This is a genomic window from Methylobacterium sp. AC690, assembly GCF_979256535.1.
The window spans coordinates 33,842-46,345 of record NZ_CEEDOX010000005.1; the positions used below are offsets into that span (position 1 = coordinate 33,842).

General features: G+C 71.8%; 12 protein-coding genes. 11 read left to right on the forward strand and 1 reads right to left on the reverse strand.

Annotated elements, in window-relative coordinates; translation table 11 throughout:
• Positions 1–41: 41 nt before the first annotated feature.
• The gene (locus AC0IY1_RS07195; RefSeq protein ID WP_244477277.1) at positions 42–1,028 is read right to left on the reverse strand and encodes a beta-ribofuranosylaminobenzene 5'-phosphate synthase family protein; all 987 of its coding nucleotides are present in this window, start codon (positions 1,026–1,028) and stop codon (positions 42–44) included.
• Positions 1,029–1,326: 298 nt separating this feature from the next.
• Here AC0IY1_RS07195 and AC0IY1_RS07200 point away from each other — a divergent pair, with 298 nt between their 5' ends.
• The 11 genes from AC0IY1_RS07200 (at position 1,327) to pqqE (ending at position 12,489) form a co-directional block, all read left to right on the forward strand.
• Positions 1,327–2,418: a formyltransferase gene (locus tag AC0IY1_RS07200; protein WP_471768722.1), complete on the forward strand. Its 1,092-nt coding sequence runs from the start codon at positions 1,327–1,329 to the stop codon at positions 2,416–2,418.
• Positions 2,412–4,055: a formylmethanofuran dehydrogenase subunit A gene (locus tag AC0IY1_RS07205; protein ID WP_471768724.1), complete on the forward strand. Its 1,644-nt coding sequence runs from the start codon at positions 2,412–2,414 to the stop codon at positions 4,053–4,055. The genes AC0IY1_RS07200 and AC0IY1_RS07205 overlap by 7 nt, the downstream gene beginning before the upstream one ends.
• An 84-nt stretch (positions 4,056–4,139) precedes the next feature.
• Entirely contained in the window at positions 4,140–5,096 is a 957-nt protein-coding gene (gene fhcD / locus AC0IY1_RS07210) for a formylmethanofuran--tetrahydromethanopterin N-formyltransferase (RefSeq protein WP_471768725.1), read from the forward strand.
• On the forward strand, positions 5,093–5,890 hold the full coding sequence (locus tag AC0IY1_RS07215; protein ID WP_055951538.1) for a formylmethanofuran dehydrogenase subunit C: 798 nt from the start codon (positions 5,093–5,095) through the stop codon (positions 5,888–5,890). Before fhcD ends, AC0IY1_RS07215 begins: the two co-directional genes overlap by 4 nt.
• A 139-nt stretch (positions 5,891–6,029) precedes the next feature.
• Positions 6,030–6,236, forward strand: coding sequence for a hypothetical protein (locus tag AC0IY1_RS07220; protein WP_055951540.1), 207 nt, complete (start codon positions 6,030–6,032; stop codon positions 6,234–6,236).
• A gap of 313 nt (positions 6,237–6,549) precedes the next feature.
• The gene (locus AC0IY1_RS07225; RefSeq protein ID WP_471768726.1) at positions 6,550–8,172 is read left to right on the forward strand and encodes a sensor histidine kinase; all 1,623 of its coding nucleotides are present in this window, start codon (positions 6,550–6,552) and stop codon (positions 8,170–8,172) included.
• Entirely contained in the window at positions 8,169–8,873 is a 705-nt protein-coding gene (locus tag AC0IY1_RS07230; protein ID WP_055951546.1) for a response regulator transcription factor, read from the forward strand. Before AC0IY1_RS07225 ends, AC0IY1_RS07230 begins: the two co-directional genes overlap by 4 nt.
• A 200-nt stretch (positions 8,874–9,073) precedes the next feature.
• Complete coding sequence (gene pqqA / locus AC0IY1_RS07235) at positions 9,074–9,163, forward strand: pyrroloquinoline quinone precursor peptide PqqA (protein ID WP_055889187.1); 90 nt, start codon at positions 9,074–9,076, stop codon at positions 9,161–9,163.
• 43 nt (positions 9,164–9,206) lie between these two features.
• Positions 9,207–10,109, forward strand: coding sequence for a pyrroloquinoline quinone biosynthesis protein PqqB (gene pqqB, locus AC0IY1_RS07240; RefSeq protein ID WP_471768728.1), 903 nt, complete (start codon positions 9,207–9,209; stop codon positions 10,107–10,109).
• Between the two features lie 143 nt (positions 10,110–10,252).
• Complete coding sequence (pqqC, locus tag AC0IY1_RS07245) at positions 10,253–11,335, forward strand: pyrroloquinoline-quinone synthase PqqC (RefSeq protein ID WP_055951552.1); 1,083 nt, start codon at positions 10,253–10,255, stop codon at positions 11,333–11,335.
• Positions 11,332–12,489: a pyrroloquinoline quinone biosynthesis protein PqqE gene (gene pqqE, locus AC0IY1_RS07250; RefSeq protein ID WP_055951555.1), complete on the forward strand. Its 1,158-nt coding sequence runs from the start codon at positions 11,332–11,334 to the stop codon at positions 12,487–12,489. Before pqqC ends, pqqE begins: the two co-directional genes overlap by 4 nt.
• The last annotated feature ends 15 nt before the right edge of the window (positions 12,490–12,504 follow it).

Here is a 12,504-nt window from a genome sequence, read left to right on the forward strand (position 1 = left end):
GCGGTCGGGTGGGCCGAAGCTGGGCTCTACAGGGATTCGTCTTAAAGCGCGGTGACCGACGCGCCGGTGTTGCGTCCCCGGGCGATCAGGAACTTCAGGGGCCCCGGCCGCTCCAGCATGCCCACGAGGGCGCGGGCCTCGGCCTCCGAGGGCACCAGGGCGAAGCCGGTGGGCCCCCAGGAGCTCTGGCCGTAGCCGGCGAGGCCGAAGTCGGCGACCGCGGCGAGCGCCTCGGCCACGGCGGGGCTGGCGAAGCGCCCGCCCTGGTGGGGCGCGAAGTGGTCGCCGATGAGCTGCTGGATCCGGGTGATGCCGGCGCCGAACCCGTCCGGTTCGGCCGTGACCGCCGCGGGCAGCACCTGCATCAGCACGATGCGGCAGATCTCGGCCGCCTGCGCCTCCGGGAAGCGCGGCAGTTCGCGGAAGGCCGCGACTTCGCGGGTGCCGTGGACGCCGGTCATCCCGGTGTCGAGGATCAGCACCACGCGCCAGGCCTCCGGATAGGCCAGCCGGGCGATCACCGGCGGCGGGTTTCCGTCGGGATCGCGGCCGCCATCGACGATGAGGCCCCCGTGCGTGAAGGCCGCGAGGCCGACGCCCGAGCGGTTTCCCCGGTCGAGGGCGTTGGCGAAGTCCTCCGGCGCGAAGGGCCGCCCGGCGAGGCCCGCCAGGGCGGCCGCCACGCTGAGCGCCAGCTGGGTGCCGGAGCCGAAGCCCGCATGGGCGGGGATCGCCGATTCGATCGTGAGCGCGGCGTGTCCGGCGATGCCGAGATGGCCCGCGGCCGCCAGCGCGTAGGCGGCGGCCCGGCGTGCCTCCGGCCCGGTCACGTCGAGGCGCTCGGCCGGCCGGGCCGTCAGGGTCACGGCGGGGGCGTCGAGGGCGAGGCCGATGCTGCCGAAGCGCCGCCCGAGGCCGCCATGCAGATCGAGGAAGCCGAAATGCAGGCGGGCGGGCGCGTGCACGCGAAGGCCGGTGCCGGGTCCGCCCGGACCGCTCGGGATCCGCATCAGGTCGATCCCCTCCATCGCGCCCCGTCCTCCCCGCTCCAAACAGCCCCGTGCCCCGGCGGGCCGCTGATGCCGCGCCGCCGGCTTCTCCCACGGAGCGCCGACCCGTCGCAAGCGCGTCGGGCAAATCTCCCGCCGCCGTGTCGGGCGCCCGATTCGCATCGCGCGGTTCAGGGGGGTGGCCTGCGAGGGGGGTTGCCTGGGGGGCGGCGCCGATGCAAACGTGCCGCCCCAACGACATGGACTGGCTCAGTCCCGCCGCGCGCGACGCCGAACACGGTGCGCGCCGGGCCCTCGATTTTCCAAGGTGCAACGCATGGCGGCCTGGGTGAAGGGTGGTGCGACGGATGCGGACGCGGCGGTGGAGGCCGCCGCCACGCTCCTCGCTTCAGCGCAGAATGCTGTCCTGGCGGGCCTCTGCGCCGAGTTGAGCGCGGTGCGCGCGGCCTATCATCTCGCCGACGCCATCGGGGCCTCCGTCGACCCCGTGGCCGGTCCGAGCCTCTACGCCGAGCTCGGTCCCTTGAGCCGCACCGGCGCCATGACGACGACGCCCGCCGAGGCCGTCGGCCGGGCCGACGCGGTCCTCATCGTCGGCAACGTCCCGTGGGATCGTCCGATCGTCCAGGACATCGCCGGGGCGCAGGCGACCCGGGGCCGCGCCGCCGGCTCCGAGCGGGTGATCCTGTCGCTGGGCGGCCCGCGCAACGGCGCCACCCGGCACGTGGCCTACCCGGCCGAGGCCGGCGGCCTCGCGGTCTCGATCGCGCACCTGCGCGCCTTCCTGAAGGGCAATCTCGGCGGCGAGGCGGCCTATGCCGATCTCGCCCGGCGGCTCAGCACCGCCCAGTACGGCGTCGTCCTCTACGACCCGGCCGAGACCGGCGAGCTCGGCGTCGAGATGCTCCAGGGCATGATCAAGGACCTCAACGAGGTCACGCGCTTCTTCGGCCTGCCCCTGTCCGACCCCTTCCAGGGCCGCGCCCTCCTGCAACTCGCCGCCTGGACCACCGGCCAGGCGCCCCGGGTCGGCTTCGGCCGGCACGTGCCCGAGCACGATCCGTGGCGCTTCGACAGCGCCCGCCAGATCGCCGCCGGCGAGGCCGACGCCGCCCTCTGGCTCGCCTCCCTCCCCGCCCCCCGTCCCGACTGGCTCGGCACCCTGCCGAGCGTCGCCATCGTGGGCGTCGGCAGCCCCGAGGCCGGCGGCGACGTCGCCGACGTGGTCTTCGCCGTGGGCGTACCGGGCGAGACCGCCGGCGGCAGCCTGTGGGACGAGCGCCGGGCCGCGATCACCTACGCGCCGGCTTTCGGCCCGACGGCCGAGCTGAGCGCGGCCGGCATCCTGACCGCCATCCAAGATCGTATCCAACAACGCCTCGGGCAGAAGAAGGGCGCCGCATGCTGATCCGGATTCACGGAGGCCGGGTCGTCGACCCGACGGCCGGCCGCGACGCGGTCGGCGAGGTCTGGATCGAGAACGGCCGCGTGGTGGCCGCCTCCGAGCGCGCGCCCGACCGGACCATCGACGCCACCGGCTGCGTGGTGATGGCCGGCGGCGTCGAGGTGCACTCGCACATCGCCGGCGGCAACGTGGTGATGAGCCGGCTGCTCCTGCCCGAGCTCTACGCCAGCGAGGCCGCCCCCGAGGGCCATCCCTTCGCCCATGCGGGCGGCTCGGCCGCCTGGATCGGTGCGAACTACGCGCGGATGGGCTACACCCTGGCGGTCGAGCCCGCGATGCCGCCCGCCAACGCGCTGGCCACCCAGCTCGAGCTCGCCGACATCCCGCTCCTGGACCGCGGCGCCCTGACGGTGATGGGCAACGACGACCACCTGCTCCAGCTCCTGCGGGCGCGCGAGGGCAAGGCGGCGGTGCGCGACCTCGTCGCCCTCTCGGTGGCGACCTCGCGGGGCCTCGGCGTCAAGTGCATCAACGCGGGCGGCGCCTCGGCCTTCAAGGACGGGATGCTGAAGCTCAGCCTCGACGACGAGATCCCGGTCTACGGCCTCTCCACCCGCAAGATCATGGGGGCGCTCCTCGACGCGGTCGAGGAGATCGGCGTGCCGCACCCGCTGCACGTCCACTGCAACAACCTCGGCATCCCGGGCGCCGACGAGTCCTTCGTGGACACCCTGGAGGCCGCGGAAGGGCGGCGCATCCACTTCGCCCACGCCCAGTTCTACGGCTACGGCGTCGCCGATCCCGAGAACCCCCTGACCGGCGGCTTCCGCTCGGCGGCGGAGCGCATCACGGAGGCCATGGAGGCGCACCCGAACGCGACCTACGACGTCGGCCAGGTCGCCTTCGGCCAGACCGTGACGATCTCGCTCGACATCCTGCGCCAGTTCGCGGGCCGCAAGGGCGCCAACCCGAAGAAGTGGATCCTCACCGCGGGCGACGCGGAGGGCGGCGGCGTGGTGCCGTTCCTCTACAAGCCGCGCGGACCGGTGAGCTCCCTGCAATGGGCGATCGGCCTCGAGCTGATGCTCCTGTCCAAGGAGCCGGAGCGCACCATCCTGACCACCGACCACCCGAACGGCGGTCCCTTCACCGACTATCCGCGGATCATCCACTTCCTGATGGACAAGGAGGAGCGCGACCGCGAGATCGCCGGCCTGCACAAGGTCATCGCCGAGCGCTCCGGCCTCTGCGCCATCGAGCGCGAGTACAGCTTCTCGGAGATCGCCCAGCTGACCCGCTCGGGGCCCGCCAAGCTCCTCGGCCTCGCCGATCGCGGCCACCTGCGCGAGGGCGCCCGGGCCGACGTCGCGGTCTATCGCGACGACCCGGATCGCACCGCCATGTTCGCCCGCGCCAAGCTGGTGCTCAAGGACGGCGAGACCATCGTGGAAGAGGGCGAAGTCGTGGCCTGGCGCTCGGGCCGCACCCTGGAACTCGCCGTCGAGTCCGACAAGGCGATGGTGGCCCGCTCCGAGACCTACCTGCAGGACCGCTTCGGCACCGGCCTCAAGAGCTTCGCGGTGCCCGACGAGGCCTTCCCGAAGCCGGATGTGTTCGCGGAGGTCGCATGTCGCCCATGAAGAACATGTCGGGCCTGAGAAACATGTCGGGCCCGAGAAACATGCCGGCTGTGGACGGGCGTCGCGTAGGGATGGGTGACTGAGATGACGGACCTCACCCTCAACGGCATTCCGGTGATCGACACCTTCGCGGAGGCGTTCGACGTCGCCGGAACGGCGATCATCATCACCAACGACACCCCCAAATGGGCGATGATCGCCGCCACCGTGATGACCGGCTTCGCCACCTCGGTGATCGGCTGCGGCGCCGAGGCCGGGATCGACTGCGAGCTCTCCCCGGAGGAGACCCCGGACGGGCGCCCCGGCGTGCGCTTGCTGCTGTTCGGCTTCGAGCCGAACGGCCTCAAGGACCAGCTCCTCAAGCGGGTCGGCCAGTGCATCCTGACCTGCCCGGGCACCGCCTGCTACGCGGGCGTCGACGGGCCGACGAAGATCAAGCTCGGCGGCGCGATCCGCTACTTCGGCGACGGCTTCGCCGTGGCCAAGCGCCTGACCGACCCGGTGACCGGCAAGGCCCGGCGCTACTGGCGCATCCCCGTCATGGACGGTGAGTTCCTGTGCGAGGACTTCGTCCGCGCGGTGGACGGGGCCGTCGGCGGCGGCAACCTGCTGTTCCTCGGGCGCAAGCACGCCGACACCCTCAAGGTCGCCGAGATCGCGGTCGAGGCCGCCCGCGCGGTGCCGGGCGCGATCCTGCCCTTCCCGGGCGGCATCGTGCGCTCCGGCTCGAAGGTGGGCGCCCGCACCAAGGGCATGATGGCGTCGACCAACGACGCCTATTGCCCGACCCTGAAGGGCCGGGCCGGCACCGAGCTCTCGGCCGAGGTCGGCGTCGTGCTGGAGATCGTGATCGACGCGCTGACCTCCGACGGCGTCGCCGAGTCCATGCGCGCCGCCCTGCACGCGGCCACCGAGGCCGGGGCCGCCCACGGCCTCGTGGCCGTCACGGCCGGCAATTACGGCGGCAATCTCGGCCGCCACCATTATCACCTGAAGAACCTGCTCTCGAAGGAGCCGGGCAGCGAGGCTGGAGCGGCATGAGCACCCTCACCCTGCGCCAGGAGCCGCCGGAGCGGCTCGATCTCCTGCACGTCACCCCGCTGTCCCTGCGCGGCCTCAGCGAGGCCGAGGCGGCCAGGCTCCCCGTCGGCACCGGCCGGCGCGGCCTGACGCTGGGCGACTGCTTCACCCTCGCCCTCGACGGCTCGGACGACCTCGTCATCGAGGGGGGCTCGTCGCGCCTCGACCGGGTCGGCGCCGCGCTCAGCGGCGGCCGCATCCGGGTGGTCGGCGATGTCGGCCAGCGCCTCGGCGCGGGCATGCAGTCGGGCTCCGTCACCGTCACGGGGTCGGCCGGTCCCTTCGCGGGCTCGGGCGCCACCGGCGGCACGATCACGATCGAGGGCGATGCCGGCGATCACGCGGGCGGCGCGGTCTACGCCGCCAAGGCGGGCCTCGACGGCGCCACCCTGGTGATCCACGGCGCCGCCGGGGACTATCTCGGCGACCGCATGCGCCGCGGCCTGATCCTGGTGGGCCGGGCCGGCGCCTATGCGGGCGCGCGGATGATCGCCGGCACCATCGCGGCCATGCACCTCGGCGACCATCCGGGCTTCGGCATGCGCCGGGGCACCATCCTGGCCGGCGGCGTCGGCGCGTTGAGCCCGAGCTTCGTCGAGACGGGCACGCACGATCTCGTGTTCCTGCGCCTCCTGGCCCGCTCGCTCCGGCCCCTGAGCCCGGCCCATGCCGACCTCGCGGCCGGGGCGCTCACGCGCTACTCGGGCGACCTCGCGACCCTGGGCAAGGGCGAAGTGTGGGTGGCGGCGGCCTGAGGCCGGCCCCGCCCGCGGGCCCGGAGGATCCGTCCCCCGGGCTTGCACAATCCTCCCGATCGGACGACCATCGTCGGCCGCGGGGCGGCACCATAGTGCCGGATGCCCCGCGCCAGTCCCGCGCGAACCCGGCGTCCCCATGCTCATCCTGCTCTCGATCTGTCTCCTGTCGCAGCCCTCGCAATGCCGCGAGGACAAGATCGACCTCTCCTACGAGGCGCGCAGCCCCTTCATCTGCCTGCGCAATTCCCAGAGTGCCATCGCCAAGTGGCAGGAGGAGCACCCGGAATGGCACGTCACCCGGTGGCGATGCGCCGTCCGGGGCAGCCAGCCGCGCGATCTCTGAGGGTCGGCGCCGGGCGCGGAACGACGCTGTGCTTGCGGCTGGGGCGGCCCAAAGCCTAGAGATCCTGACGGCTCCCCGGTGACGACAAGATCGCCCGAGCCGTCGGACAGATCAGACGCGCACGCAGGGCCGGTGGTCCGCGGGGATGTCTGGCGGCGGGATCGGGAAGAACTGGCAAGACCATGCTGGCCACCTCAAACCGGATGCGACGGCGCGCCTCGGATCGCCTGATCACGCCGCATGCCGGTTTCGGGCGGCCGGCAGTCATCATAGTGGCAGTCACCACGGCGGCAGTCACCACGGCGGCAAATCCATGCGCTCGCTGAAGGTCCGGTTCGCGCTGCTCCTCGGCGCCACCGCGCTCCTCGTCGTCCTGGCCGCCCTCGGGGTCCTCGCCTCGATCAGCGCGGCCGAGCGCACCATCGACCGGACGCTCGCCGCCCAGGGACGGCTCGAACTCCTCGTCGAATTGTCGGGGCGCATGACTCAGTACGGCCTGGCCGCCCTGGAGGCGGTGAGCAACCCGGACGCGCAGCCGGAAGGCCTGGCGGTGGCGCGCACCAACGTCGACCGCGCCCTGGTGGCGGTGGACGAGGCCCTGGGGCGTTCCATTGCGTCCAGCGACGACCCCCTCGACCGCACCCAGTACGCCGCCCGTACCCGGCCCCTGGCACAGCTGCGCGCCGCCCGCGCGGTCCTCGACCGGCAGGTGACCCAGGTGCTGCGGCAGTCCGAGGACGAGTCGCGCAAGGCGGCGATCCGGGGGGCCCTGAACGGTTTCGGCGCCATGACGGGGCAGCCCCTGTCCTTCCTGATCGAGGTGGAGCGGCGCTCGATGATCGCCGGTTCCGACGCGGCGCGCGCGCTCTCCAGCACCCTGCGGGTCGCCTCGCTGGCCGCGGTGGCGGGGGCGCTCGCCATCGTGCTCCTGCTCTACCGGGCGGTGACCCGTCCGGTGCTGGCCCGGATCGAGGCGGTCCGCCGGGCCGCCAGCGCCGTCGGCCGGGGCGAGCTCGACACCCGCCTCTCGGTGGCCACCCGGGACGAGCTCGGCCTGCTGGTGGCGAACTTCAACCGCATGGCCGCCCGCCTCGCCCGGCGCGAGGGCCGGCTCGCCGCCGACCGCGCGGCCCTGGAGGACACGGTGGCGGCCCGCACCCTCGACCTGCGCGCCGCCAATGCCCGGCTGGAGGCGGTGGATCGCTCCCGCCGGCGCTTCTTCGCCGATGTCAGCCACGAGCTGCGCACGCCCCTGACCGTCATCCTCGGCGAGTGCGACATCGCGGCCCGCTCGGCCGGGCGGCAGGTCGACGTCACCCCCGTCTTCGCCACCATCCGCAAGCGCGCCCTGCGCCTGAAGCGCCGGGTCGAGGACCTGCTGCGCGTGGCCCGCTCCGAATCCGGGCAGATCGAGCTCGATCGGCGCCCGGTGGGCGCGGGGGAGATCCTGGCGGAGGCCGTCGACGGCATGGCCTCGGAGGCCGCCCGCCGCCGCGTGGCGCTGAGCCTCGATCCGGCCGAGACCGACCCGATGCTGCTCGCCGACCGGGAATGGCTGCGCCAGGTGGTCGAGAGCCTGATCGACAACGCCCTGCGCCACGCCACCGGGCTCACCCGGGTGGTGGTCGCCCTGGCGCGGGCGGACGGGGGGCACGCGGTCGTGACGATCACCGACGACGGGCCGGGCTTCCCCGATCTCGGCGACGGCCTGTTCGAGCGCTTCCGCCGCGACAGCCCCACGGGCGAGGCCGGCTTCGGCATCGGACTGGCCCTGGCGCGCTGGGTCGTGGAGCGTCATGATGGCACCATCCGCCTCGGGGCGGGTCCGGGCGGGCGCGGTGCGCAGGTTGCCCTCGACCTGCCCGCGCTGCCCGCCAGCGACGCCGAGCATCCCCCCTCGCCTCACCCGACGGGCGCCCAGGAGACCGTGGCATGACGCGTGTACTGATCGTCGAGGATGACAGCGACATCCGCGCCATGCTCGCCCGCGGCCTCGAGGCGGAGGGCTTCTCCGTCGGCGTCGCCGGACGGGTCGACGACGCCCTCGCGGCCGCCCGCGCCGAGGCGCCCGAGGCGGTGGTTCTCGACATCACCCTGCCGGACGGCTCCGGCCACGACGTCTGCCGCTCCCTGCGCGAGGGCGGCTATCCGGGGCCTATTCTCTTCCTCTCCGCCCGGGACGAGGTCCGCGACCGCGCCGAGGGCCTGGCCCTCGGGGCCGATGACTACATCGTGAAGCCCTTCGTCTTCGACGAGCTCCTGGCCCGCCTCCAGACCCACCTGCTCCGCCGCAAAGCCTCGGAGGAGCCCCGCACCCTGGTCACGGCCGGCAAGCTGATGCTCGACCTGACCGTCCGGCAGGTGGGCTTCGCGGATGCGACGGCGCGCCTCACCCCGCGGGAGGCCGAGCTCCTCGCCCTGCTGATGGACAACGCCAACCACCCGGTCTCGCGGGGCGACATCTTCGACAAGCTCTGGGCCGGCCAGGGCGGCCTCTCGCTGAATGTCGTCGATGTCTACGTGGGTTACCTGCGGACCAAGCTGTCCGACTTCGTCCGCCTCGGCGGCCCGGTCATCGTCACGGTGCGGGGCCGGGGCTTCATGCTGGACCTGAAGGGACAGGATTTCCGGCACTGAAACGGGCACGCCGCGTTAAGGCCGGTCGCGGATTCGCGGGGGTGGACGGGAGAAACCGGCAATTTAGCGCTTGAACTGCCGGGCCAAATTGTCGATACCAGCGCGGCGACAGAAATCACTGCGCCGTCAGTGTCTTACGATCTTCTTAGAGGCGATCGGGATGCTGCTGACGTTCAGAAGAAACTTTCAGGAGAAACACCATGACCTGGGCTGCCCCCATCGTTTCCGAGATCTGCGTCGGCATGGAAGTCACCAGCTACGAGTCGGCTGAGATCGACACCTTCAACTAAGTTTCGCCGAACCCGAGGGTCCCAAGGCAGCGTCGGTTCCACCATGCATGTCCTGATCCTCGGTTCAGCCGCGGGCGGCGGCCTTCCCCAGTGGAATTGCCGCTGCCCGATCTGCGCCCTCGCCCGCGAGGACGAGACCCGCGTCAGGCCGCGGACCCAGTCGAGCATCGCCGTCTCCCCCGATGGAGAGCGCTGGCTCCTGGTGAACGCCTCTCCCGATATCCGCCAGCAGCTGTTCGACAATCCTGCGATGCACCCGCGCACCGGATTGCGGCACTCGCCGATCCATGCCGTGCTGCTGACCAACGGCGACGTCGACCACGTCGCCGGCCTGCTGACCCTGCGCGAGGGCCAGCCCTTCATCCTCTACGGCACCGCCGGGATCCTCGATTCGGTCAACGCCAACCGGGTGTTCGACGTGATGGCGGCGGGCGTCGTCGCCCGCGAGCCGATCGCCCTCGACCGGCGCTTCGAGCCGGTGCCGGGCCTGCACGTCACCCTGTTCGCGGTCCCCGGCAAGGTGCCCCTGTGGCTCGAGGACGAGACCCTGGAGATCGGCGCCGAGACCGAGACCACGGTCGGTGCGATGATCGAGGCCGGCGGGCGTCGGCTCGCCTACATCCCGGGCTGCGCCCGCGTCACCGCGGATCTGAAGGCCCGCATCGCCGGGGTCGACGCCCTGCTGTTCGACGGGACCGTTCTCCTCGACGACGACATGATCCGCGCCGGTGTCGGCACCAAGACCGGCTGGCGCATGGGCCACGTGCCGATGACCGGCGCGGGCGGCTCCATCGCGGCCCTGTCCGACGTCGCGATCGGCCACCGTGTCTTCGTCCACATCAACAACACCAACCCGGTGCTGGTCGAAGGGTCCGACGCGCGGCGCGAGGTCGAGGCCGCGGGCTGGACCGTGGCCCATGACGGTTTGACGCTGACCCTTTCGTGAGGCGTCCATCTGGCAGTTTAGTGCCGACGACATACATTGTGTCCGATTGAATTGCGTCGGTGCGCCCGCGGCCTTCACGGGGCGCGGCGCGATTGATAAGAAAAGTTCCTAAAACCGCTCCACGCTGATCCGCGAGCCACGCCATGACCGCGCCCTTCCCCACCCCGAAGACCGACGAGGCCCAGCGCCTGCTCTCGCCCGAGGAGCTGGAGGCGGCCCTGCGCGACATCGGTGCGCGCCGCTACCACAACCTGCACCCGTTCCACCGCCTGCTGCACGACGGCAAGCTCAACAAGGATCAGGTCCGGGCCTGGGCGCTGAATCGCTACTACTACCAGGCGATGATCCCGGTGAAGGACGCCGCCGTGCTCGCCCGCATGACCGACGCGTCCCTGCGCCGGGTCTGGCGCCAGCGCATCGTCGACCATGACGGCGACGCGCCCGGCGACGGCGGCATCGAGCGCTGGCTCAAGCTCGCCGAGGGCGTGGGCTTTGCCCGCGACTACGTGGAATCGACCCACGGCATCCTGTCGGCCACCCGGTTCTCGGTCGATGCCTACGTGCACTTCGTCAAGGAGCGCTCGCTCCTCGAGGCGATCGCCTCCTCGCTGACCGAGATGTTCTCGCCGACCATCATCTCGGAACGGGTGGCCGGGATGCTGAAGAACTACGACTTCATCACCAAGGACACGCTGGCCTACTTCGACAAGCGCCTGACCCAGGCTCCGCGCGACGCGGACTTCGCCATCGCCTACGTCAAGGAGCACGCCACCACGCCGGCCCTGCAGCGCCAGGCGATGGACGCGCTGACGTTCAAGTGCAACGTGCTCTGGACCCAGCTCGACGCCCTCTACTTCGCCTACGTCGCCCCCGGCCTGATCCCGCCCGACGCCTGGACCCCCGGCACCGGGCTGGTGCCCGAGCCGGCGGTGTCGCAGGCGGCCGGGACCGGCACCCTCACGGCGCAGGACGTGCCGCGCCTGCCCCGCGGCGTGCGCCTGCGCCACGACGCCGTGCGCAACCAGCACGTCCTCCTGGCGCCGGAGCGCACCTTCGATCTCGACGCCAACGCGGTGGCGGTGCTCGAACGGGTCGACGGGCAGCGCAGCGTGCGGGACATCGCCGTCCTGCTGGGCGAGACATTCACGGCGGACCCCGCCGTGATCGAGGCCGACATCCTCGTGATGCTGAACGATCTGGCCACGAAACGGGTCCTAGAGCGATGAACGCGATCACGCCGAACGCCCCCACCCTGCCGGCCCCGGTCGGGCTCCTCGCGGAGCTCACCCACCGCTGTCCCCTGCGCTGTCCCTACTGCTCGAACCCGCTCGAACTCGACCGGCGCTCGGGCGAGCTCGACACCGCGACCTGGCAGCGGGTGCTGACGGAGGCGGCGGGTCTCGGCGTGCTGCACGTCCACCTCTCGGGCGGCGAGCCGACGGCGCGCAACGACATCGTCGAGATCACCGCGACCTGCGCGAAACTGGGGCTGTATTCCAACCTCATCACCTCCGGGGTCGGGGGCGCCCTGCAGAAGCTCGACGCGCTCTACGACGCCGGCCTCGACCACGTGCAGCTCTCGGTGCAGGGCGTCGATGCGGCCAATGCCGAGAAGATCGGCGGCCTCAAGAACGCGCAGCCGCAGAAATTCGCCTTCGCCGAGCGGGTGACCCAGCTCGGCTTGCCGCTGACGCTGAATTCGGTGATCCACCGGGGCAACATCCACGAGGTCGAGGGCTTCATCGACCTCGCGGTGAAGCTCGGGGCCAAGCGCCTGGAAGTCGCTCACACCCAGTATTACGGCTGGGCCTACGTCAACCGCGCCGCCCTGATGCCGAACAAGGCCGAGGTCGATCGCTCGATCCGCATCGTCGAGGCCGCCCGTGAACGCCTGAAGGGCCAGCTCGTCATCGATCTCGTGGTGCCCGACTACTACGCCAAGTACCCGAAAGCTTGCGCCGGGGGCTGGGGCCGCAAGCTGATGAACGTCACGCCCCAGGGCAAGGTGCTGCCCTGCCACGCGGCCGAGACGATTCCGAACCTCGAATTCTGGTACGTGTCCGACCATTCGCTCGGCGACATCTGGGCAAATTCGCCGGCCTTCACGGCCTATCGCGGCACGGACTGGATGAAGGAGCCCTGCCGCTCCTGCGATCGGCGGGAGAAGGATTGGGGCGGCTGCCGCTGCCAGGCCCTGGCGCTCGCCGGGGATGCGGCGGCCACCGACCCGGCCTGCTCCCTCTCGCCGCTTCACGCCAAGGTGCGCGATCTCGCCACCGAGGAGGCGGCGGAGACGCCGCCCGACTACGTCTACCGGACCATCGGCAGTAACGTGCAGCCCAATGTGCGTACGCCGCTGAATGAGGAAGCGCCGCTTTGAAGCCCGTCACACTTG

Bases quoted from the DNA above. Each gene is read 5' to 3' on its own strand.
- AC0IY1_RS07195 (WP_244477277.1), bottom strand. From the start codon at position 1,028: ATGGAGGGGATCGACCTGATGCGGATCCCGAGCGGTCCGGGCGGACCC.
- AC0IY1_RS07200 (WP_471768722.1), top strand. From the start codon at position 1,327: ATGGCGGCCTGGGTGAAGGGTGGTGCGACGGATGCGGACGCGGCGGTG.
- AC0IY1_RS07205 (WP_471768724.1), top strand. From the start codon at position 2,412: ATGCTGATCCGGATTCACGGAGGCCGGGTCGTCGACCCGACGGCCGGC.
- fhcD (WP_471768725.1), top strand. From the start codon at position 4,140: ATGACGGACCTCACCCTCAACGGCATTCCGGTGATCGACACCTTCGCG.
- AC0IY1_RS07215 (WP_055951538.1), top strand. From the start codon at position 5,093: ATGAGCACCCTCACCCTGCGCCAGGAGCCGCCGGAGCGGCTCGATCTC.
- AC0IY1_RS07220 (WP_055951540.1), top strand. From the start codon at position 6,030: ATGCTCATCCTGCTCTCGATCTGTCTCCTGTCGCAGCCCTCGCAATGC.
- AC0IY1_RS07225 (WP_471768726.1), top strand. From the start codon at position 6,550: ATGCGCTCGCTGAAGGTCCGGTTCGCGCTGCTCCTCGGCGCCACCGCG.
- AC0IY1_RS07230 (WP_055951546.1), top strand. From the start codon at position 8,169: ATGACGCGTGTACTGATCGTCGAGGATGACAGCGACATCCGCGCCATG.
- pqqA (WP_055889187.1), top strand. From the start codon at position 9,074: ATGACCTGGGCTGCCCCCATCGTTTCCGAGATCTGCGTCGGCATGGAA.
- pqqB (WP_471768728.1), top strand. From the start codon at position 9,207: ATGCATGTCCTGATCCTCGGTTCAGCCGCGGGCGGCGGCCTTCCCCAG.
- pqqC (WP_055951552.1), top strand. From the start codon at position 10,253: ATGACCGCGCCCTTCCCCACCCCGAAGACCGACGAGGCCCAGCGCCTG.
- pqqE (WP_055951555.1), top strand. From the start codon at position 11,332: ATGAACGCGATCACGCCGAACGCCCCCACCCTGCCGGCCCCGGTCGGG.